The following is an 18,750-nucleotide window of genomic DNA, read 5'->3' on the forward strand; positions in this document are numbered from 1 at the left end:
CGCCGTGCGGGGAAATGCCCGGATCAAGTCCACCGCTGTCCGGCACGGTATTTGCCGATCAACCATCGAGAACATTCCTGGCGACTGTTCTCTCCTCCGGTTCGTCATCCGCGGGCTTGACCCGCGGATCGCAAGGCACGGAGGCTTCGATGCTTCCCGCGAACGATGGCCGGATCAAGTCCGGCCATGACGAAAAGGGAGTGTTTCTGCCCGCGATCTACCCTTTCGCAGAATGGGCAGTCACCGTGCCGCACCGGCGCCCGCCGTCACCGGCGCGCCTCTCCGTCCCCATGCCCGGCGGCGGCGCCGATTTCGCCGTCTCCCCAGTCCGAGACGATCGCCAGGACCGAGTCGTGATGGGCCTTCCCCGACTTGGCACCCTTCGCCGCCAGCTCGCGCACCGCGGGATCGCGTCCGTGGATCGACGCATGCTCGTAGCGATAGAACCATTCGTAATGATGGATCACCTGGGACATGATGTATTCCCGGTCGAACGCCGGGCCGGACAGCCCCTCCAGCCGATCGCGCGTCCGCCGCTGGACCGGCCCGACCGTCTCCAGCGGCGCCACGCCATTGGCGCCGGCGGCCTGCCGGAACTGCTCGCCCGAGCGGCCATGTTCCTCGACCATGCGGCGCGCGAACGCGCGGACCGGTTCCGTCACGGCTTTCTCCGCCGCCATTTCGCCCAGGCGCACCTGCGACAGTTCGACGTTCATGGCATAGACCAGGAACATCCGATCCTCCGGCGCCAACCCTTCCAACTGGCCCTCCGGCAGGCCGCCCCCCAGTTCCTCGGCGAGCCGCCCGGCCTGCTCCCGGAAAGCCTCGTTGGCATCGACCTCCCCGGCGGCGGCACTCCGCACCGCGGGATCGGTGCCGTGCCGCGCCTCCCGCCGGTAGATCCAGCCCGCGGTATAGAGAGCCGGTTCCTGAATGCCCACATACACGGCGTCGAAAGCGGCGCCGTCCAGGCTCCGAAGCCAGTCGATCGACCGTTGCGTAACCGGATCGATTTCCCGCACGGGCTCGACACCGTTGCTTCCGGCAAGGCCGGCCAGCTCTTCACCGGTCTCCGAATGATGGGCGAGGATCCGGCGGGCAAGGTCGCGCACCCGCTCGTCCCGGGCATGTTCCGCGGCGAGCGTGCCGATCGCGATCTGGCCGGCGCTGGTGGACGTCGCCGAAAGAAGGTAGTTCACTTCCTCCGCATGGGGCTCTGCGGCCCGCGGGGGAGTCTGCGCCTGGGCCGCGCCGGCCAAGGCCGCCTGGGCGACCGATGCGAGGAGGGCGATTCCGCGGATCGTGGACCCAATCGTTGCTGGTCTGGCTCGGTGCATCTTTCTCTCCGGTATAAGGTTCGTGCCCTGACCTCGACTTTGGCCATCCTAAATGGGACTTTGATCAGGCCCTGATCCAGAAGAAGGGTTCCTCGGCGATGAAGTCGAGGGCGTCATCAAGGGGCATGATGGCGCCGAAGGGACCGGCGGGTCCCCAGGCGTCGCGTCGCCACCAGAGGACCTCGACCTCGTCGTCCTCGCCGGTCGGGCACAGGCGGGCGACCGGCGCGCCGGTGCGGGTGCTGACCAGCGAGTAGCCGTGACCGGCGCGCCGGGCGCGGACGCCACCTTGCGGCCAGGGGTGGGCGTGGATGCGCTGGAGCACGGGGTCGGTCTTGGCGGCCATGGCGATCTCCGCGGGGCGGGACTGTTGGGTCCAACACTCCAACCGCCCGGAGGGGACCATGGACCGCCCTGACCCGCCGCTGCCCGAGGCGTTCTGCCGCTGGCTCGCCCCGGCGCTCGCTGTGTTCTCGCCGACCTGCCGGCCCCAGGCCGCCGCGCTGGCGGTCGGCGCCCTGCTGGCGCTTGGCCCGCGCACCGTGGCCGGCGCGCTACGCGCGCTCGGCCTGGCCGGACGGGCCGATTTCGCCACCTTCCACCGGGTGCTCAGCCGCGACGTGTGGTCCGGGCTGGCGCTGGCCCGGCGGCTCACCCGGGCGCTGGTGCGCGTGTTCGCCCCGCTCGGCCCGGTGGTGGTCGGGCTCGACCACACCCTGGAGCGCCGGCGCGGTCCCCGGGTCCGGCCGGCGGCACACTACTACGACCCGGTGCGCTCCTCGCGCGGGCGCAAGGTCACCAGCCGCGGCCTGCGCTGGGTCTCGGCCATGCTGCTGGCCGAGGTGCCGTTCGCCCGCAAGGTCTGGGCGCTGCCGATGCTCAGCGCGCTGGCGCCGAGCCAAGCCTTCTGCCAGGCCGAGGGCCGGCGATACCGGCCGGTCACGGCGTGGGCGCTCAGCCTGCTGCGCCTGGTGCGGCGCTGGCTGCCGGGGCGCGCCATGGTCGCGGTGATGGACGGCGAGTTCGCCTCGGTCGGCCTGCTGCGCGAGTTGGGCCGCGCAATGACCGTGGTGACCCGGCTCCGCCTGGACGCCCGGCTGTTCGACTTCCCGGCCCCGCGCCCGCCCGGCCGGGGCGGTCGGCCCGCCACCAAGGGCAAGGCCCAAACCAAGCTGGCCAAGCGGCGGCACGACGCGGGCGAGCCCTGGCAGCGCTTCGCCCTGCTGGTCCGCACCGGGCGTCGCCACGCGCGGGAGGCGGAGTTCATCTCCGGCACCGCGCTGTGGCACCACCCGGGGGAGCCGCCGGTCGCGGTCCGCTGGATCCTGGTGCGCTATCCCGGGTCCAAGCGCGACCCCGACGCGTTGGCGTGCACCGACTTGACGGCCGACCCGCTGGTCATCCTCGGCTGGTTCTCCAGGCGCTGGCTGATGGAACTCACCTATGAAGAGGCGCGCGCCCACCTCGGCGTCGAGACCCAGCGCCAGCACGCCGACAAGGCGGTGTTCCGCACCACCCCGGTGCTGTTCGGCCTGTACTCGCTGGTCGCGCTCCATGTCCAGGCCTTCGCCGGCCAACTCGACCTGACCCCGCGCCGGGCGGCCTGGTACCCCAAGACCGCCCCGACCTTCGCCGACGCCCTGGCTGCCGTACGCATCGCCCTGTGGACCGACCTGAATTTCGTCACAGCCCTGGATCCCGGCGAAACCGTCCAAATTCCTCGCACCGTCTACGTCAGGCTCGTCCAGGCCGCCGCTTATGCCCCCTGACCTATCAAAACCAATCCGAAGCCGCTCGTAGTCCCATTTAGGATGGCCAAAGTCGAGCTGACCAGAGATGACCACCGAACGGCGCGGAAGTTCCAATCTGCGCAAGCCCCGGTCGGCTCCGCAGGAAAAGGATCGGCCCGGAAAAGCGTTCACCGCGCTTCTCGCCAGCATCACCCCGATGCCGACGCCGCGTCCTTCGGAGTTCTCTCGGCCTGGAAGCCCTTCATGCGTCTCGTTCCGAACGCAAGCGCCTACAGTGCCGTGCGCTGAATCTGATGCACCCAGACCGTTGCCTTGGCATTGCTGGGCGATATCAAGCTCTCAACCGATCCGATTTTAACGCAATCCGCTAGATTGTTTTCTCTATAAGGTTTGTCCTTCAACCAACGTCGCGATCATGCGCCTGCCGCGAGGATTTGCGACCAGCCTGGAACCATCGACCCCCTGGCCGCCCCCCATCGAGGGGGGGGCGGCGCCAGCACCAAGCAGATGGCAAGTCGGTCTGGATATCTTTGGTAACCCCTTGACGAAGGATTCGGTTGGTGTTGTATCCGCTGGTACCTCGACCTTGAACAGATGGCGCACAGTGGAAGCCTATAGAATCAACGAGATCCGCCGGATCTGCGGTGAGTCCGCTGCTGCCTACGCACGGAATAAGAACCGCGGCGGCCGCTCCAGTGCGCAAGGGCGCGACTATGAGTTGCTGTACGGCACGTACCGCATCACCATGAAAGCGGCGAAGGAGGTCGAGGCTGAACGGTTCGGTGACGACATTTTCTTCGGCGACCAGCTGCTGTGCTTCGTCGATGACCTAGTGGTCCAGACGGCCGAGGGGCGCGTGCATAGCCAGCTGAAAAGTGGCGGAGTCTGGTGGAATGGCGGGGATCACCCTGTCGCTGAGGACTTCCGGCTCCAGAAGATGCTTGATGACGCGATCGGCGCCGCACCGCAGTACGAACTCGTGGTTTCTGATGCCGACCGGCGTGGCGCCCTTGAGGATGCTCGGCCGGACGACGTCGCCGCGGTCAAGGTGGTAATGTTCAGCAGTGACAAGAGCTTCGACGCCCTTGCGACCGCGCACCCCGAGCTTGTGGATGCCCTGGACTGCATCTCTGCACGCCGGGAGCACAGGGCCGTGTCGCGCGAGCAGATGTTCCAGCTGCTCCTCGGAGCGTGGACGCAATCTACTGGATCGGTGAACCTCAGGAATTTCATCAACAAGGCTGCGGCCGCACCTCTTGCCCTCGTCGCTCCCATGGAGCCGCCGTATATCATGCCCGAAGAGGCTGCCGAGGTCCTTTCTGCCATCGCTGGCTTCAGCTTTGAGATCCACCGCAACCAATTTTCCTACCGTATCCGTGGTCTCAGCGGCTATGCCGCCTACCACTGCCATACGAAATGGTTCTCTGATTTCGTGCAGTTTCTTCTTGCCAAGCGCCCCGGTACCATCGAGGAGTTGGCTCTGGCCTTGAGGGATGAACGCCAGTGAGCGATGGGCGGAAATTGACCGATGTCGGATCGGCTGCCGGGGGGACCGTCACGGCGAGGCTGGCTGAGCTTGCGGACGCTCAGACTGACGTTGACCACTACCGCGAGGCCATGCGGGAAATCGGGAGGATCCTTGGGTATAGCTTCGGGAGCCGTGCGGATGTCTCTCAGGAGAGCTTGTATGTCGCGATGACGGTCGAGGATGCGGACTTCCTGGGAGCCGGGTTTCTAGAGGCTTTGGCTGCACACGGAGCACAAGACATCGGCATCGCGTGCTTCTGGAATCGGCGAGACCGTCCGTTCAACGTGAAGTGGCTCGAAATCGCGCCGATCGTGCAGGAGTACCGTGATCCGCTGCCGGAGCATTTGGACCACCTCATTGTACTGAAGTCCATTATCTCGGGCGGGTGCGTGGTGAAGACTAACCTCATGCACCTCCTTGAGGATGTTGATCCCGAACGGATGCATGTGATCGCGCCGGTGATGCTGGAAGGTTCCGAGGAACGGCTCAAGAGCGAATTCCCGCCTGAGACTGCTGCCCGGTTCGAGTACCTGACACTGGCCCACGACACGGTGCATGATCCCGATGGGATGGTGCGGCCCGGCATCGGCGGGGAAGTCTATGGACGACTCGGGCTCGGAAGCCAAGCCGACAAGAACATGTACTTACCTGAAATCGTTCGTCGCCACATGGAGAGCTACGAGGAGCGCCACACTCCGCTTAGAGGACCTGCCATCTAGTTGTCCGGATGCACAAAATCCCCGTCCGGCGCTAACTCTCGAAAAGCCGTAGGTCGGATAGAACGAAGCGGCATCCGACATCGACCCGTCTGCTTATCGGTGCCGCTTCGTTCTACCCGACCTACGGAGCCGGCCGAAATTCCTATAAAATTCTCAATAGGATTGCTTTCCTGCCCGTTTCGAGGATAGTATACCTATCCCTCGTCCATCCGCACGAAAGCCGCAGCCATGACCCAGCCCGCCGCCGCCCCGACAGCCTCCGCATACTCCCCCCTCCCGCACCGCCAGGAAGCCTTCGCCCGCCACGTCGCGGCCGGCCGAAGCTTCAGCCAAGCGGCCCGGCTCTCCGGCTATGCGTGGAACAGCGCGCGCCAGACCGGCTCCCGCCTGATGCGGGACCCCGGCATCGCCGCCCGCGTGGTCGAGCTCACCGCCATCGAGGATACCCGCCGCCATGCCGAGCTGGACGAACTGGTCGCGGCGGCCAAGCGGGTGCTGCTCGACGCCATGGAGAAGCAGCAGCATTTCGCGGCCCTGCGCGCGATCGACCAGATCGCCCGCCTGCGCAGCCTGGACGGCCCGCAGGCCGACACCCGCCGCGCCGCCTTCAACGACGATCCCGACGACGCGGAAGAGGCCGGCGGACCCGTCAGCAGCATCGCCGACCCCGACGCCCTGTTCGAGCCGCCGATGCCCCCCGCCGTCGCGGCCCCGGTCGAACCCGCGCCCGAGGACCCGGAGAAGGCGTACGCCAAGGCCGTCAAGCTGCAGAACCGGCGCTACAGCAAATGCTACGACCTGGTCATGTCCAGGCATCCCGACATCAAGGCGAGGCTCCGCGACGCCCAGGACGTGTCGCTCTACTTCGACTCGGAATACCGCCTGCTGCCGCCCGAACTCTGGCCCGCCGGCAAGTCCCCGGCCGTGCCGGCCCTTTCGCCCGCGCCGGCTGTGCCGGCCGTTTCGCCCGCGCCGGCTGTGCCGGCCGCGCCGAAGATGACGAATGTTGACCTCGACTTTGGCCATCCTAAATGGGACTTTGATCAGGCCCTGATCCAGAAGAAGGGTTCCTCGGCGATGAAGTCGAGGGCGTCATCAAGGGGCATGATGGCGCCGAAGGGACCGGCGGGTCCCCAGGCGTCGCGTCGCCACCAGAGGACCTCGACCTCGTCGTCCTCGCCGGTCGGGCACAGGCGGGCGACCGGCGCGCCGGTGCGGGTGCTGACCAGCGAGTAGCCGTGACCGGCGCGCCGGGCGCGGACGCCACCTTGCGGCCAGGGGTGGGCGTGGATGCGCTGGAGCACGGGGTCGGTCTTGGCGGCCATGGCGATCTCCGCGGGGCGGGACTGTTGGGTCCAACACTCCAACCGCCCGGAGGGGACCATGGACCGCCCTGACCCGCCGCTGCCCGAGGCGTTCTGCCGCTGGCTCGCCCCGGCGCTCGCTGTGTTCTCGCCGACCTGCCGGCCCCAGGCCGCCGCGCTGGCGGTCGGCGCCCTGCTGGCGCTTGGCCCGCGCACCGTGGCCGGCGCGCTACGCGCGCTCGGCCTGGCCGGACGGGCCGATTTCGCCACCTTCCACCGGGTGCTCAGCCGCGACGTGTGGTCCGGGCTGGCGCTGGCCCGGCGGCTCACCCGGGCGCTGGTGCGCGTGTTCGCCCCGCTCGGCCCGGTGGTGGTCGGGCTCGACCACACCCTGGAGCGCCGGCGCGGTCCCCGGGTCCGGCCGGCGGCACACTACTACGACCCGGTGCGCTCCTCGCGCGGGCGCAAGGTCACCAGCCGCGGCCTGCGCTGGGTCTCGGCCATGCTGCTGGCCGAGGTGCCGTTCGCCCGCAAGGTCTGGGCGCTGCCGATGCTCAGCGCGCTGGCGCCGAGCCAAGCCTTCTGCCAGGCCGAGGGCCGGCGATACCGGCCGGTCACGGCGTGGGCGCTCAGCCTGCTGCGCCTGGTGCGGCGCTGGCTGCCGGGGCGCGCCATGGTCGCGGTGATGGACGGCGAGTTCGCCTCGGTCGGCCTGCTGCGCGAGTTGGGCCGCGCAATGACCGTGGTGACCCGGCTCCGCCTGGACGCCCGGCTGTTCGACTTCCCGGCCCCGCGCCCGCCCGGCCGGGGCGGTCGGCCCGCCACCAAGGGCAAGGCCCAAACCAAGCTGGCCAAGCGGCGGCACGACGCGGGCGAGCCCTGGCAGCGCTTCGCCCTGCTGGTCCGCACCGGGCGTCGCCACGCGCGGGAGGCGGAGTTCATCTCCGGCACCGCGCTGTGGCACCACCCGGGGGAGCCGCCGGTCGCGGTCCGCTGGATCCTGGTGCGCTATCCCGGGTCCAAGCGCGACCCCGACGCGTTGGCGTGCACCGACTTGACGGCCGACCCGCTGGTCATCCTCGGCTGGTTCTCCAGGCGCTGGCTGATGGAACTCACCTATGAAGAGGCGCGCGCCCACCTCGGCGTCGAGACCCAGCGCCAGCACGCCGACAAGGCGGTGTTCCGCACCACCCCGGTGCTGTTCGGCCTGTACTCGCTGGTCGCGCTCCATGTCCAGGCCTTCGCCGGCCAACTCGACCTGACCCCGCGCCGGGCGGCCTGGTACCCCAAGACCGCCCCGACCTTCGCCGACGCCCTGGCTGCCGTACGCATCGCCCTGTGGACCGACCTGAATTTCGTCACAGCCCTGGATCCCGGCGAAACCGTCCAAATTCCTCGCACCGTCTACGTCAGGCTCGTCCAGGCCGCCGCTTATGCCCCCTGACCTATCAAAACCAATCCGAAGCCGCTCGTAGTCCCATTTAGGATGGCCAAAGTCGAGTTGACGGAAGCGGCCATGCCCCGGGGGGCCGCGCGGCCTGATCCCCCGCCGCCGGCCCCCCCCCAGCCTCCCAACCCCCTCAGTGGTGCGCCGATCCCGACGCCCCCAGGGCCTCCACCACGAACTCGACCTCGACCGTCCCGGCCTTCTCGAAGGTCAGGGTACCGGCGAAGCTCTCGCCCTGCTTCAGGGGCCGTTTCAGGTCCATGAACATCAGGTGGTAGCTCCCGGGCTTGAACTCGACCTTGCCCCCGGCCGGCACGGCGATGCCGTCGGGCAGGTGGCGCATGGTCATGATGCTGTCCTTCATCGCCATCTCGTGGATCTCCGTCCGGCCGGCGATCTCCGCCGTGGCGGAAACCAGCCGGTCGGCCTCGGTCCCGGTGTTGGCGACGGCAAGGTAGCCCCCGGCCACCCGGGCGCCGCCCGGCGTGGCGCGGGACCAGGGATGGTCGATCTCCAGAGGACCCGCCTTGGTGCCGTGGGCGAAAGCCGGGATCGCGGAAGGGCCGGCGGATGAAAACAGGACGGCGACCGCCAGCGCGGCGGCGCGGAAAGACTTGGACATGCGGATACTCCACGCGAAAGGGAACGGGTTTCGGTCGTTCAGTCGACCGCCGGGGGCGCCCGCGTCCTGCGTGGAGTCTGGTCGAGCGGAAGCAGGACGGGGCCGGCCGCCGGAACCGCCGAAGCCGCCCCGCGCGCCGGGACCGGGGCGGCGACCGCGACATCCCCCGGCGGCGGAGCGGTGCCCCCACCGAACATCGCGCAGCCGGCGAGGCAGCAGTCCGGCAGATGCGGCCCGCCATCCTGTCCGCCGTCGGGATCGGAAGCCGCACCCCCCGTACACAGCGAGTCGCCATAGATCCGCTCCGGGGAGGCCGCCGCGGCGCCGATCGCCATGCCGGACAGCAGCATCTGGACGGCAAGCAGCAAGGCGGCGCCCAGCGCCACCCAGAAACCCGCAGCCCGTCCCTGGGCCTGTCGCCGCGATCCCGCCATCCCGTCCTTCCCGTGCCGGCCCGCGCACTATCATGCTTTCCACGCTCCGGCAACCTGCTTAAACTCCGGGCAGCCGGTGCCCGGCCGGAAGGCAGCGGCGGGCGGCGGGACAGCGCGCGGGACGGAAGCGACGGGGCCGCCGGCATGGCACCAACCTTGCGTCCAAGAACGATAAGCACGCCTTACAGGGAGCATCATGCACAACCTTCAGATCAACGCCCAGCGGCTGTGGGACAGCATCATGGAGACGGCGAAGATCGGCGGCACGGCCAAGGGCGGCATCTGCCGGCTGACGCTGACCGACCTGGACCGCCAGGTGCGGGACTGGTTCGTCGCCGCCTGCGAGGAGGCCGGCTGCACCGTCACCGTGGACGAGATGGGCAACATCTTCGCGCGCCGCCCGGGCAAGGACAATTCGCTGCCGCCCATCGCCATGGGCAGCCACCTCGACACCCAGCCGACCGGCGGAAAGTTCGACGGCGTCCTGGGCGTCCTGTCCGGGCTGGAAGTCCTGCGCACGCTGAAGGATACGGGGTACGAAACCAACGCCCCGATCGAGGTGATCAACTGGACCAACGAGGAAGGCTCCCGCTTCGCGCCGGCCATGCTGGCCTCGGGCGTCTTCGCCGGGGTCTTCACCCGCGACTATGCCGACGGCCGCAAGGACCGGGAAGGCAAGAGCTTCGGGGAGGAGCTGGACCGCATCGGCTACCGGGGCACGGAGAAATGCGGCGACCGCAAGCTCGGCGCCTTCTTCGAGATCCATATCGAGCAGGGCCCCATCCTGGAGGACGAGGAGAAGGTGATCGGCGTCGTCACCGGCGTCCAGGGCATCCGCTGGTACGAGGTGACCGTCACCGGGTTCGAGAGCCACGCCGGCACCACGCCCATGCATCTGCGCCGCGACGCGCTGGTCGGTGCCGCCCGGATGGTCGAGGCCGTCAACAAGGTGGCGCTCGCCCACCCGCCGCTGGCGGTCTCCACCGTCGGGCTGATGGAGGTCAGGCCCAACAGCCGCAACATCCTGCCGGGCGAGGTCTTCTTCTCCATCGACCTGCGCCACCCCGACGACGAGGTCGTCGCCGCCATGGATGCCGAGGTCCGCGAGGCGATCGGCCGGATCGCGGCGGAGTTGAAGCTGGAGGCCGCGATCGAGCAGGTCTGGGACTCGCCGGCCGTCAAGTTCGACCCGGCCTGCGTCGGGGCTGTAAGCACCGCCGCGAAGGAGAACGGCTACAGCCACCGGGAGATCGTCTCGGGCGCCGGCCACGACGCCGCCTACATGGCGCGCGTGGCGCCGACCGCCATGATCTTCATCCCGTGCGAGAAGGGCATCAGCCACAACGAGGTCGAGAACGCCGAGTTCGACCATGTCGCCGCCGGCGCCAACGTGCTTCTGCGCGCGGTGCTGGAATACGACAACCGCGACGGCGCCGGCGGCCCGGCCCCCGGTACCGAGGCGGCGTGATGCCTGCCTCCGGGGCCGTCGTGGCCGAGAAGGCCGGCACCGCCGCGCGGCCCGACCCCGCCAAGGACCGGGCGCCGGTGGTGGAGGCCAGGGACCTGTCCCTGGTCTTCCAGACCGCCGACGCGCCGGTCACCGCGCTGAGCGGGATCGACCTGACGATCCGGCGGGGCGATTTCGTCTCGCTGATCGGGCCGTCCGGCTGCGGCAAGACCACCCTGATGCGGGCCGTGGCCGACCTCGTCAGGCCGACCTCCGGGACGCTGCTGGTCAACGGCGGCACCGCCGGGCAGGCAAGGCTGGACCGCGCCTACGGCTACGTCTTCCAGGCGCCGGCCCTCTATCCGTGGCGCTCGATCGAGCGCAACATCATGCTGCCGCTGGAGATCATGGGCATGCCCCGGGCCGAGCGGAAGGAGCGGGCGGCGCGCTACCTGGACCTGGTCGGGCTGAAGGGGTTCGAGCGCAAGTTCCCCTGGCAGCTTTCCGGCGGCATGCAGCAGCGGGTGTCGATCGCCCGCGCCCTCAGCTTCGAGCCGGCGCTCCTCCTGATGGACGAGCCGTTCGGCGCCCTGGACGAGATCACCCGCGACAACCTCAACGTCCACCTGCTGCGGCTGTGGGAGAAGACCGGCATCACCGTGATCTTCGTGACCCACTCGATCCCGGAGGCGGTGTTCCTGTCCTCCCGGATCGTCGTGATGTCGCCGCGGCCCGGCCGCATCCTGGAGGTGATCGACGGCGACCTCCCCCGCGACCGCGACCTGGACGTACGGGAAACGCCCGAATTCCTGGAGATCGCCCACCGCGTCCGCGTCGCCCTGCGGGCGGGCCACAGCTATGACTGACGCCGCCGCCCCCGCCGCCCCCGCCGTCCATCGCGTGCCGGCGCGCGACGGCGCGGCCCTGCCGATCCTGACCGTGCTGGCGGCCCTGCTGCTGGTCTGGTACGCCGCCTCGGTCTGGCTGAACGCGCCGCAGGTGCAGGAAAGGCTGGAGCGCGCCTCGCCGGACTGGTCGGTCTCCGACCTCGTCGCCGGCGCCTGGGCGATGGACCGGCCGGTGCTGCCGGCTCCCCACCAGATCGGCGTCGAACTGTACGAGTCCGTCCTGGGCCGCCCGGTCACGTCCAAGCGCAGCCTGGCCTTCCATGCCGGGGTGACCCTGTCGGCGACGCTCGCCGGCTTCGCCCTGGGGCTGGCGACGGGCGTGGCGCTGGCGGTCGGGATCGTCCATGTCCGGGTGCTCGACCGCTCGCTGATGCCCTGGATCATCGCGTCCCAGACCATCCCGATCCTCGCCATAGCGCCCATGATCGTGGTGGTGCTGGGCAACCTGGGCTTCACCGGGCTGCTGCCCAAGGCGATCATCTCGGCCTATCTCAGCTTCTTCCCCATCGCGATCGGCATGGTCAAGGGGCTGCGCTCGCCCGACCCGATCCAGCTCGACCTGATGCGCACATACAGCGCCACCCCGGCCCAGACCTTCGCCAAGCTGCGCTGGCCGTCCAGCATGGCGTTCCTGTTCCCCAGCCTCAAGGTCGCCATAGCACTCGCCCTGGTCGGCGCCATCGTGGCGGAGCTGCCGACCGGCGCCCAGGCGGGGCTGGGCGCGCGGCTGCTGGCCGGCTCCTATTACGGCCAGACGATCCAGATCTGGGCGGCGCTGTTCATGTCCGCCTTCCTGGCGATGCTGGCCATCGGCGCCGTCGGGCTGGCCGAGCGCGGGCTGACCCGGATCAGGGGAGGGCGCCTGTGATGCGCTGGGTATTCGCGACCCTCCTGGCCGGGGCGGCGGCGCTGGCGCTGCTGGACGTCAACGGCGTCGCCGCCCTCGTCGCGGGGCTGGCGGCAGTGGCGGCCTGCGGTGCCGCCATGGCGGCGCTGGCGCGGGACGACCGCTGGCCGGCCCGCATCGCGGTGCCGCTGCTGTTCGGCGTGCTGCTGCTGTGGCTGTGGGAGATGGTGACGGTCGGGTTCGGCGTCCCGCGCATCCTGCTGCCGCCGCCCAGCATGATCGCGGCGGCCTTCGGCAGCCATCTGCCGACCCTGGCGGCGGATTTCCACCAGACGGTGATCCGCTCCGTGATCCCCGGCTATGCGATCGGCTGCGGCGCGGGGTTCCTGACGGCGCTGGCGATCGACCGCTCGCCGTTCCTGCAACGCGGGCTGCTGCCGCTGGGCAGCCTGGTCAGCGCCATGCCGATCGTCGGGATCGCGCCGATCATGGTCATGTGGTTCGGCTTCGACTGGCAGTCCAAGGCGGCGGTGATCGTCGTGATGACCTTCTTCCCCATGCTGGTCAACACGCTGGCCGGGCTCCGCGCGGCAGGCGCCATGGAGCTGGACCTGATGCGCTCCTACGCGGCGGGCTACGGGCAGACGCTGATGAAGCTTCGGCTGCCGGCGGCGCTGCCCTTCGTCTTCAACGCCCTCAAGCTCAATTCCACCCTGGCGCTGATCGGCGCCATCGTGGCGGAGTTCTTCGGCACGCCGATCGTCGGCATGGGCTTCCGCATCTCCACCGAGGTGGCGCGGATGAACGTGGACGTGGTGTGGGCGACCATCGCCGTCGCCGCCCTGGTCGGCTCGGCATCCTACGGAATCATCTCGGTGATCGAGCGGGGGGCCACCTTCTGGCATCCCTCGTTTCGCCAATAAGCTGCAACTCAACGACAAAACGAGGCTGGGGGTACTGGGTGATGCGCAAATTGGCTCTGGCGATGGCGGCACTGGCCGCCGCGGGTATCGGCGGGATGGCGGGGACGGCCCGGGCGGCGGACCCGCTGACCCTGCAATTGAAATGGGTCACGCAGGCGCAGTTCGCCGGCTATTACGTGGCGGAAGCGAAGGGCTTCTACGACGAGGTCGGGCTGGACGTCACGATCAAGCCGGGCGGGCCGGACATCAACCCGTCCCAGGTCATCGCCGGCGGCGGGGCCGACGTGGTCGTGGACTGGATGCCCTCGGCGCTGGCGACCCGCGAGAAGGGCGTTCCGCTGGTCAACATCGCCCAGACCTTCAACAAGTCCGGCATGATGCTGACCTGCCGCAAGGACAGCGGCGTCGCCACGCCCGCCGACTTCAAGGGCAAGACGCTCGGCGTCTGGTTCTCCGGCAACGAGTATCCGTTCCTGTCCTGGATGGACAAGCTGGGCTACAGCACCTCCGGCACGAACCCCGACATCAAGGTGCTGAAGCAGGGCTTCAACGTCGATCCGCTGCTCCAGAAGCAGGCGGCCTGCATCTCCACCATGACCTATAACGAATATTGGCAGGTGATCGCGGCCGGCGTGCCGGAAAGCGACCTGATCGTCTTCAAGTACGAGGACCAGGGTGTCGCCACGTTGGAGGACGGGCTCTATACCCTCGATTCCAAGCTGAAGGACCCCAAGATGGTCGACAAGCTGGCCCGCTTCGTGAAGGCTTCCATGAAGGGCTGGGACTACGCGATCAAGAACCAGGCCGAAGCGGTGGAGATCGTGCTGGAGAACGACGCCTCCGGCGCCCAGACCGAAGAGCACCAGGCCAAGATGATCAGCGAGATCGCCAAGCTGATCGAGGGCGGCACCAAGGGTCCCGGCTACCTGGACCCCGCGGCCTACGAGCGGACCGTCAACGTGCTGATCGGCGGAAAGTCCGACCCGGTCATCAGCAGGAAGCCGGAAGGCGCCTGGACCCACGAGGTCTGGGAGAAGGCGGGGCTGTAACCGGCGCCCGAGGACCCATATTGGTCCGCATGAAGCTGGCCGTCGTCATCAACGGATCGGCGGGGGCCTTGCTCGACCAGTCGGCGGGGGACGCCGCCGGCCGGATCGAAGCACTGTTCCGCGACCAGGGGGCGTCCGCGACCGTGACGGTCGCCCCTCCCGGCGGACTGATGGAAACCCTGCGGGCCGCTGCGGCGACCGATGCCGACGCCGTGGTGGTCGGCGGCGGCGACGGCACCGTGGCGGCGGCCGCCGCCCTGCTGGTCGATACCGACAAGGCCATGGGCGTCCTTCCCCTCGGCACGGCCAACCTGCTGGCCAAGGACCTGCACATGGCCCTCGACCTGGAGGCGGCGGTCGGCCAGCTCGCCGCCGGCGAGATCCGGGCAGTGGACGTGGCGGAGGTCAACGGCACCGTGTTCCTGTGCAACGCCGTGCTGGGACTGTTCCCCATGCTGGCCCGCTACCGGGAGCGGCACAGGCACGAGCCGGGAATCGCCAAATGGTTGCATCTCGGGGCCGCGACCCTGGCGGCCATGCGGCGCTATCCCCGGCTGGAGATGGAGATCGACCTGGGCTCCGGGCCGCAGCGCCGCCGGACCATGGCCCTGGCCGTCGCCAACAACGCCTACGACGACGCCTTCTTCTCCTTCTTCGCCCGGTCCAACCTGGGGGCCGGCGAGCTGGTGGTCTATCTGGCCCGCCACAAGACATCGGTCGGGATGTTCCGCATGGCGATGCGCATGCTGCTCGGCCGCTGGCAGAGCGACCGGGACCTCAGCGTCGAGCGCGTCCGCGAAGTCACCGTCCGGACCCGCAAGCGCAGCCTGGCGGTCGCCATCGACGGCGAGGTCCACCGGCTGGCGACTCCGTTGCGCTTCCGGATGCGTCCCGGCGCGCTCAAGGTCCTGGTGCCGGCCGGGACCATGCCATGAGGCGGCTCGCCCATATCTCCGACCTGCATTTCGGCCGGATCGACGAGGCGGTGGTCGAGGCGCTCCTGGTCGACCTCGCCGAGGTCCGGCCCGACCTGATCGTGGTCAGCGGCGACCTGACCCAGCGCGGCCACCACGACCAGTTCCGCGCCGCCCGCGCCTTCCTCCAGCGGCTGGAATCGCCCTATCTGGTGGTCCCCGGCAACCACGACATTCCGGGCATCAACCTGCTGGCCCGCTTCGCCGCGCCCCTGCGGCGCTACCGCCGCTACATCGAACGCGACCTCCGCCCGCTCCACCGGGACGACGAGATCGCGGTGCTGGGCCTCAACACCGCCCGGCCGGTCGGGCTCCACTGGAACTGGTCCCACGGCAGGATCAACGCCGAGCAGATCGCCCACGCCCGCCAGGTCTTCGACTCCGTGGGGCCTGATGTCTTCAAGGTGGTGGTCACCCACCATCCGTTCCTGCCACCCCCCGACGCGCCGGACACGCGGCTGGTCGGGCGGGCGAGCCTGGCGCTGCGCACCTTCGAGGACTGCGGCGTCGACCTGCTGCTGGCCGGGCACCTGCACCGCGGCTACCACGGCGATGTCAGGACCCACCACACGGCGGTGAAACGCTCGATCCTGGTGGCCCAGGCCTCCACCGCGACATCGACCCGGCTGCGGAACGAACCCAATGCCTACAACCTGATCGAGGTGGACGGCGACCGCATCGGCTTCGGGGTCAGGGTGTGGACCGGCACCGGTTTCCGCTACGCCGCCGCCGGCCGCTTCGTCCGCCGGCACGGCCATTGGGAGCGGGCCTAGCCATGGGCGGCCGGGGCGAACTGTTCCTCCAGCGCCTGCCGGGTCGGCTCGATCTGCTGCCGCGCCAGGGCCAGCAGGCGGCTCGACTCCTCCGGGTCGGCAGAGCTCAGCTCGATCGCCCGGGCGATGGCGGAGAGGCGCCGGGCGCCCAGGTTGGCGTTGGCGCCCTTCATGCCATGGGCCGCCCGCTTGACCGCGGCGGCGTCGCCGCCCGCGATGGCCGCCTCGATCTCGTCCGCCTGTATCCGGGCCTGACCGGGGAACAGCCCCAGCATGTCCATCAGGTCCTCCGCGTCCAGGCAGTCGCGCAGCTGGTCCAGCATGGACTGGTCGAGCAGCGGCGTCTCCGCCAGATCGTCGGACGCGGTCGGGGCAGGGGCCTGCGCCGCCGGCGCTGGAAGCCTGCTCATGACGCGCTCCATCGCGGCGAACAGTTCGGCCGGGCGCACCGGCTTGGAAACGTAGTCGTTCATTCCGGCGGCGAGATAACGTTCCCGGTCGCCCGCCATGGCATGGGCCGTGACGGCGATGACCGGGATCGTTCCCAGGGGCGGGGGCAGGCTGCGGATCGCCTCTGTTGCCGAGCAGCCGTCCATGACCGGCATCTGGATGTCCATCATCACCAGGTCGAAGCGCTCGTCCAGGGCGGCTACCTCGGCCACCGCTTCCGCCCCGTTGACCGCCAGCCGGACGGAATGGCCCCGGCGCGTCAGCAAGCTGTTCATCAGGGTCCGGTTCACCTCGACGTCGTCCACCACCAGGATGCGGAGCGGGCCGTGGTCCACGGCTTCCGGCGCGGGATCGGGCAGGGGAGCCTCGACGATCTCGGGGCCGGGCTGGCAGCGCACGGTGAAGCTGAAAATGCTGCCCTTGCCGACCTCGCTCCGGACGGTGATGTCGCCGCCTTGGAGCAGGCAAAGCTGCCGGCAGATCGCCAGCCCCAGCCCGGTGCCGCCGTAGCGCCGGGTGGTCGAGCCATCGGCCTGGGAGAACCGCTCGAACAGGTGGCCCAGGAATTCCTCCGGGATGCCGATACCGGTATCCTCGACCTCCACCGCCAGAAACAGCGCTCCCGCCCCGTCCGGCCGGGTGGCGAAGCGGATATCGATGCGGCCCTGGTGGGTGAACTTGACCGCGTTGCCGACCAGGTTGAACAGGACCTGCCGGATCCGGCCGACATCGCCGCGCAGCGAAATCCGCGCGTCCGGATCGATCGTGTAGGACAGCTCGTTGCCGCTCTCCATCGCCCTGGGGTGGAGGATAGAGACCACGTCCTCGGCCGGCTGGGTCAGCAGGAAATCCACCGCCTCGACCTCGATCCGCCCGGCCTCCAGCTTGGACAGGTCCAGGATGTCGTTGACGATGGTCAGCAGATTCTCGGCGGACCGCAGGGCGGAGCGGGCATGGTCCTGGGGCTGGGAAGGCAGCCGGCTGTCCACCAGCAGGCCCAGCAGCCCCATCACGCCGTTCAGCGGGGTCCGGATCTCGTGGCTGATGTTGGCCAGGAACTCCGATTTGGCGCGGCTCGCCGCCTCGGCGTCCTGCTTGGCCTGGTTGAGCGTTCCGGTCAGCCGCAGCAGCTCGCGCCGGGACCGGCTGCTCTGAAGGATGTACCAGCCGGCAAGGCCCGCGAAGCCGGCGCACAGAACGGCCTGTATAACGGTCGCCGTGGTCGCGAGCCGCTGCATCGCCGTGATCTCGGTCCAGCGCTGGGCGGCCTCGCCGGCGCTCACGCTGTTGATCCCCAGCATCATGGCTTGGATCGGTTCGCGCAACAGCGGCAGCCGGACCAGCAGTTCCGCCACGACGGCGCCGTCGAAGTCGCCGCGCCCGGCCACCAGGGCATCCGTTTCGTCAACGAAACGACCCAGCTCGCCGATGGCGCCGTCATAGAAGGCCCGGCCGGTGAACAGCTGCCGGTAGGTGCCGCCGCGCACGATGTTCAGCCGGCTGACGAACACCTCGTACCGCCGCTCCGCCGCGGCGGCGTCGCTGACGCCGGCCGAGGCCTCCAGCAGCGCCACGTTCAGCCGCTGGTGCTCGGTCCCGAGCTGGAAAAAGGCCCAGGCTTGGTTATCGGTCCCCCCGGCCAGCACGCCCACCGTCTTGTTCGACAGCGCGTACTGCAACGCCCCGACGATCGAGAAGGAGACGACGACGGCGAGGCCCAGCCCTGCCAGGGCGGCGCGCAGTCCCCGTGTCAAGGCTCGACCCTGATCCGGTCGATCTGCCAGATCGCCCGGAAGAACCAGGCGTCGTTCTGCAATTCGGGATGGTCGTCGAACGGGAACATCAACCAGAACGGCCCGCGCTCCCGCGGCGGGATGGGCTTGCCGTTCATGGAGGTCGCGATGATCGGCCGGTAGCGCCGGATATCCGTCAGAGACAACTCCACCTTGTAGTCGTCCTTGGCGATCAACGAGACCTTGCCGCCCTCGGCCTTCAGCAGGGCCAGGACATCGGTCAGGTATGGGCCGGAGAAGCTGGCCTTGCCCGTCCAGGGGGTGGCGGTGGCGATCTCCACCGCGGGCAGGCCGGCGAGCTGCTGCGAATCGATCGTGGCCGCCGCCGGGAGGCCGGCGCCGGAGACGCTGATCTGCGCCGCCAGCGCCGGCGTCCCGCCGGTCAGGGAAGCCAGCGAAAACAGGAGGGTGGCGGCAAGGATGCGGGCAATCATGATGGGGGCG

At 69.3% G+C, this 18,750-nt stretch carries 18 protein-coding genes; 12 read left to right on the forward strand and 6 right to left on the reverse strand.

Annotated elements, in window-relative coordinates; all coding sequences use genetic code 11:
* Positions 1 to 266 precede the first annotated feature (266 nt).
* Complete coding sequence (locus tag JL100_RS03540; protein ID WP_202682916.1) at positions 267 to 1,199, reverse strand: DUF4142 domain-containing protein; 933 nt, start codon at positions 1,197 to 1,199, stop codon at positions 267 to 269.
* 202 nt (positions 1,200 to 1,401) lie between these two features.
* Positions 1,402 to 1,683 (reverse strand): hypothetical protein, encoded by a 282-nt coding sequence (locus JL100_RS03545; protein WP_202685820.1) that lies wholly within the window; start codon positions 1,681 to 1,683, stop codon positions 1,402 to 1,404.
* A 58-nt stretch (positions 1,684 to 1,741) separates the two neighbouring features.
* On the opposite strand from JL100_RS03545, the gene JL100_RS03550 reads away from it, so the two are divergent.
* The 5 genes from JL100_RS03550 (at position 1,742) to JL100_RS03570 (ending at position 8,083) form a co-directional block, all read left to right on the forward strand.
* A complete protein-coding gene (locus JL100_RS03550; protein ID WP_228420846.1) occupies positions 1,742 to 3,106 on the forward strand; it encodes an IS701 family transposase in 1,365 nt (454 codons plus the stop codon).
* Positions 3,107 to 3,692: 586 nt separating this feature from the next.
* Entirely contained in the window at positions 3,693 to 4,595 is a 903-nt protein-coding gene (locus JL100_RS03555) for a hypothetical protein (protein ID WP_202685784.1), read from the forward strand.
* Between the two features lie 14 nt (positions 4,596 to 4,609).
* Positions 4,610 to 5,335, forward strand: coding sequence for a hypothetical protein (locus JL100_RS03560; RefSeq protein ID WP_202685783.1), 726 nt, complete (start codon positions 4,610 to 4,612; stop codon positions 5,333 to 5,335).
* A 228-nt stretch (positions 5,336 to 5,563) separates the two neighbouring features.
* Entirely contained in the window at positions 5,564 to 6,571 is a 1,008-nt protein-coding gene (locus tag JL100_RS03565) for a terminase small subunit (RefSeq protein WP_228421055.1), read from the forward strand.
* A 147-nt stretch (positions 6,572 to 6,718) separates the two neighbouring features.
* Entirely contained in the window at positions 6,719 to 8,083 is a 1,365-nt protein-coding gene (locus tag JL100_RS03570) for an IS701 family transposase (RefSeq protein WP_228420846.1), read from the forward strand.
* A gap of 136 nt (positions 8,084 to 8,219) precedes the next feature.
* Here the strand turns inward: JL100_RS03570 and JL100_RS03580 are convergent, their stop codons facing one another.
* Positions 8,220 to 8,708 carry a copper chaperone PCu(A)C gene (locus JL100_RS03580; protein ID WP_211113094.1) on the reverse strand — a complete coding sequence of 163 codons (489 nt, stop codon included), beginning with the start codon at positions 8,706 to 8,708 and terminating at the stop codon, positions 8,220 to 8,222.
* Positions 8,709 to 8,746: 38 nt separating this feature from the next.
* Positions 8,747 to 9,142, reverse strand: a complete 396-nt coding sequence (locus JL100_RS03585; RefSeq protein WP_202681835.1) for a DUF2946 family protein — start codon at positions 9,140 to 9,142, stop codon at positions 8,747 to 8,749.
* Positions 9,143 to 9,338: 196 nt separating this feature from the next.
* On the opposite strand from JL100_RS03585, the gene JL100_RS03590 reads away from it, so the two are divergent.
* Genes JL100_RS03590 through JL100_RS03620 form a run of 7 tightly spaced genes read left to right on the forward strand, consistent with a single transcriptional unit; the run spans position 9,339 to position 16,063 of the window.
* On the forward strand, positions 9,339 to 10,610 hold the full coding sequence (locus tag JL100_RS03590) for a Zn-dependent hydrolase (protein WP_202681815.1): 1,272 nt from the start codon (positions 9,339 to 9,341) through the stop codon (positions 10,608 to 10,610).
* Complete coding sequence (locus tag JL100_RS03595; RefSeq protein ID WP_202681814.1) at positions 10,610 to 11,455, forward strand: ABC transporter ATP-binding protein; 846 nt, start codon at positions 10,610 to 10,612, stop codon at positions 11,453 to 11,455. Before JL100_RS03590 ends, JL100_RS03595 begins: the two co-directional genes overlap by 1 nt.
* Positions 11,448 to 12,365, forward strand: a complete 918-nt coding sequence (locus JL100_RS03600; protein ID WP_202681813.1) for an ABC transporter permease — start codon at positions 11,448 to 11,450, stop codon at positions 12,363 to 12,365. Before JL100_RS03595 ends, JL100_RS03600 begins: the two co-directional genes overlap by 8 nt.
* Complete coding sequence (locus tag JL100_RS03605; RefSeq protein WP_202681812.1) at positions 12,365 to 13,267, forward strand: ABC transporter permease; 903 nt, start codon at positions 12,365 to 12,367, stop codon at positions 13,265 to 13,267. Before JL100_RS03600 ends, JL100_RS03605 begins: the two co-directional genes overlap by 1 nt.
* Positions 13,268 to 13,308: 41 nt before the next feature.
* Positions 13,309 to 14,316: an ABC transporter substrate-binding protein gene (locus JL100_RS03610; protein WP_202681811.1), complete on the forward strand. Its 1,008-nt coding sequence runs from the start codon at positions 13,309 to 13,311 to the stop codon at positions 14,314 to 14,316.
* Positions 14,317 to 14,345: 29 nt separating this feature from the next.
* Positions 14,346 to 15,251: a diacylglycerol kinase family protein gene (locus JL100_RS03615; protein WP_202681810.1), complete on the forward strand. Its 906-nt coding sequence runs from the start codon at positions 14,346 to 14,348 to the stop codon at positions 15,249 to 15,251.
* Positions 15,248 to 16,063: a metallophosphoesterase family protein gene (locus tag JL100_RS03620; RefSeq protein ID WP_202681809.1), complete on the forward strand. Its 816-nt coding sequence runs from the start codon at positions 15,248 to 15,250 to the stop codon at positions 16,061 to 16,063. The genes JL100_RS03615 and JL100_RS03620 overlap by 4 nt, the downstream gene beginning before the upstream one ends.
* Here the strand turns inward: JL100_RS03620 and JL100_RS03625 are convergent.
* Both JL100_RS03625 and JL100_RS03630 read right to left on the reverse strand, forming a co-directional pair.
* Entirely contained in the window at positions 16,060 to 18,267 is a 2,208-nt protein-coding gene (locus JL100_RS03625) for an ATP-binding protein (RefSeq protein ID WP_202681808.1), read from the reverse strand. The genes JL100_RS03620 and JL100_RS03625 overlap by 4 nt on opposite strands.
* The gene (locus tag JL100_RS03630; RefSeq protein WP_202681807.1) at positions 18,264 to 18,740 is read right to left on the reverse strand and encodes a molybdopterin-dependent oxidoreductase; all 477 of its coding nucleotides are present in this window, start codon (positions 18,738 to 18,740) and stop codon (positions 18,264 to 18,266) included. The genes JL100_RS03625 and JL100_RS03630 overlap by 4 nt, the downstream gene beginning before the upstream one ends.
* Positions 18,741 to 18,750: the final 10 nt, after the last annotated feature.

It is taken from the genome of Skermanella mucosa (assembly GCF_016765655.2).
GTDB classification, from domain to species: domain Bacteria; phylum Pseudomonadota; class Alphaproteobacteria; order Azospirillales; family Azospirillaceae; genus Skermanella; species Skermanella mucosa.

Coding starts and splice junctions, on each gene's coding strand:
- JL100_RS03545 (WP_202685820.1), bottom strand. CDS start 1,683: ATGGCCGCCAAGACCGACCCCGTGCTCCAGCGCATCCACGCCCACCCC.
- JL100_RS03550 (WP_228420846.1), top strand. CDS start 1,742: ATGGACCGCCCTGACCCGCCGCTGCCCGAGGCGTTCTGCCGCTGGCTC.
- JL100_RS03565 (WP_228421055.1), top strand. CDS start 5,564: ATGACCCAGCCCGCCGCCGCCCCGACAGCCTCCGCATACTCCCCCCTC.
- JL100_RS03570 (WP_228420846.1), top strand. CDS start 6,719: ATGGACCGCCCTGACCCGCCGCTGCCCGAGGCGTTCTGCCGCTGGCTC.
- JL100_RS03580 (WP_211113094.1), bottom strand. CDS start 8,708: ATGTCCAAGTCTTTCCGCGCCGCCGCGCTGGCGGTCGCCGTCCTGTTT.
- JL100_RS03585 (WP_202681835.1), bottom strand. CDS start 9,142: ATGGCGGGATCGCGGCGACAGGCCCAGGGACGGGCTGCGGGTTTCTGG.
- JL100_RS03590 (WP_202681815.1), top strand. CDS start 9,339: ATGCACAACCTTCAGATCAACGCCCAGCGGCTGTGGGACAGCATCATG.
- JL100_RS03595 (WP_202681814.1), top strand. CDS start 10,610: ATGCCTGCCTCCGGGGCCGTCGTGGCCGAGAAGGCCGGCACCGCCGCG.
- JL100_RS03600 (WP_202681813.1), top strand. CDS start 11,448: ATGACTGACGCCGCCGCCCCCGCCGCCCCCGCCGTCCATCGCGTGCCG.
- JL100_RS03605 (WP_202681812.1), top strand. CDS start 12,365: ATGCGCTGGGTATTCGCGACCCTCCTGGCCGGGGCGGCGGCGCTGGCG.
- JL100_RS03610 (WP_202681811.1), top strand. CDS start 13,309: ATGCGCAAATTGGCTCTGGCGATGGCGGCACTGGCCGCCGCGGGTATC.
- JL100_RS03615 (WP_202681810.1), top strand. CDS start 14,346: ATGAAGCTGGCCGTCGTCATCAACGGATCGGCGGGGGCCTTGCTCGAC.
- JL100_RS03620 (WP_202681809.1), top strand. CDS start 15,248: ATGAGGCGGCTCGCCCATATCTCCGACCTGCATTTCGGCCGGATCGAC.
- JL100_RS03630 (WP_202681807.1), bottom strand. CDS start 18,740: ATGATTGCCCGCATCCTTGCCGCCACCCTCCTGTTTTCGCTGGCTTCC.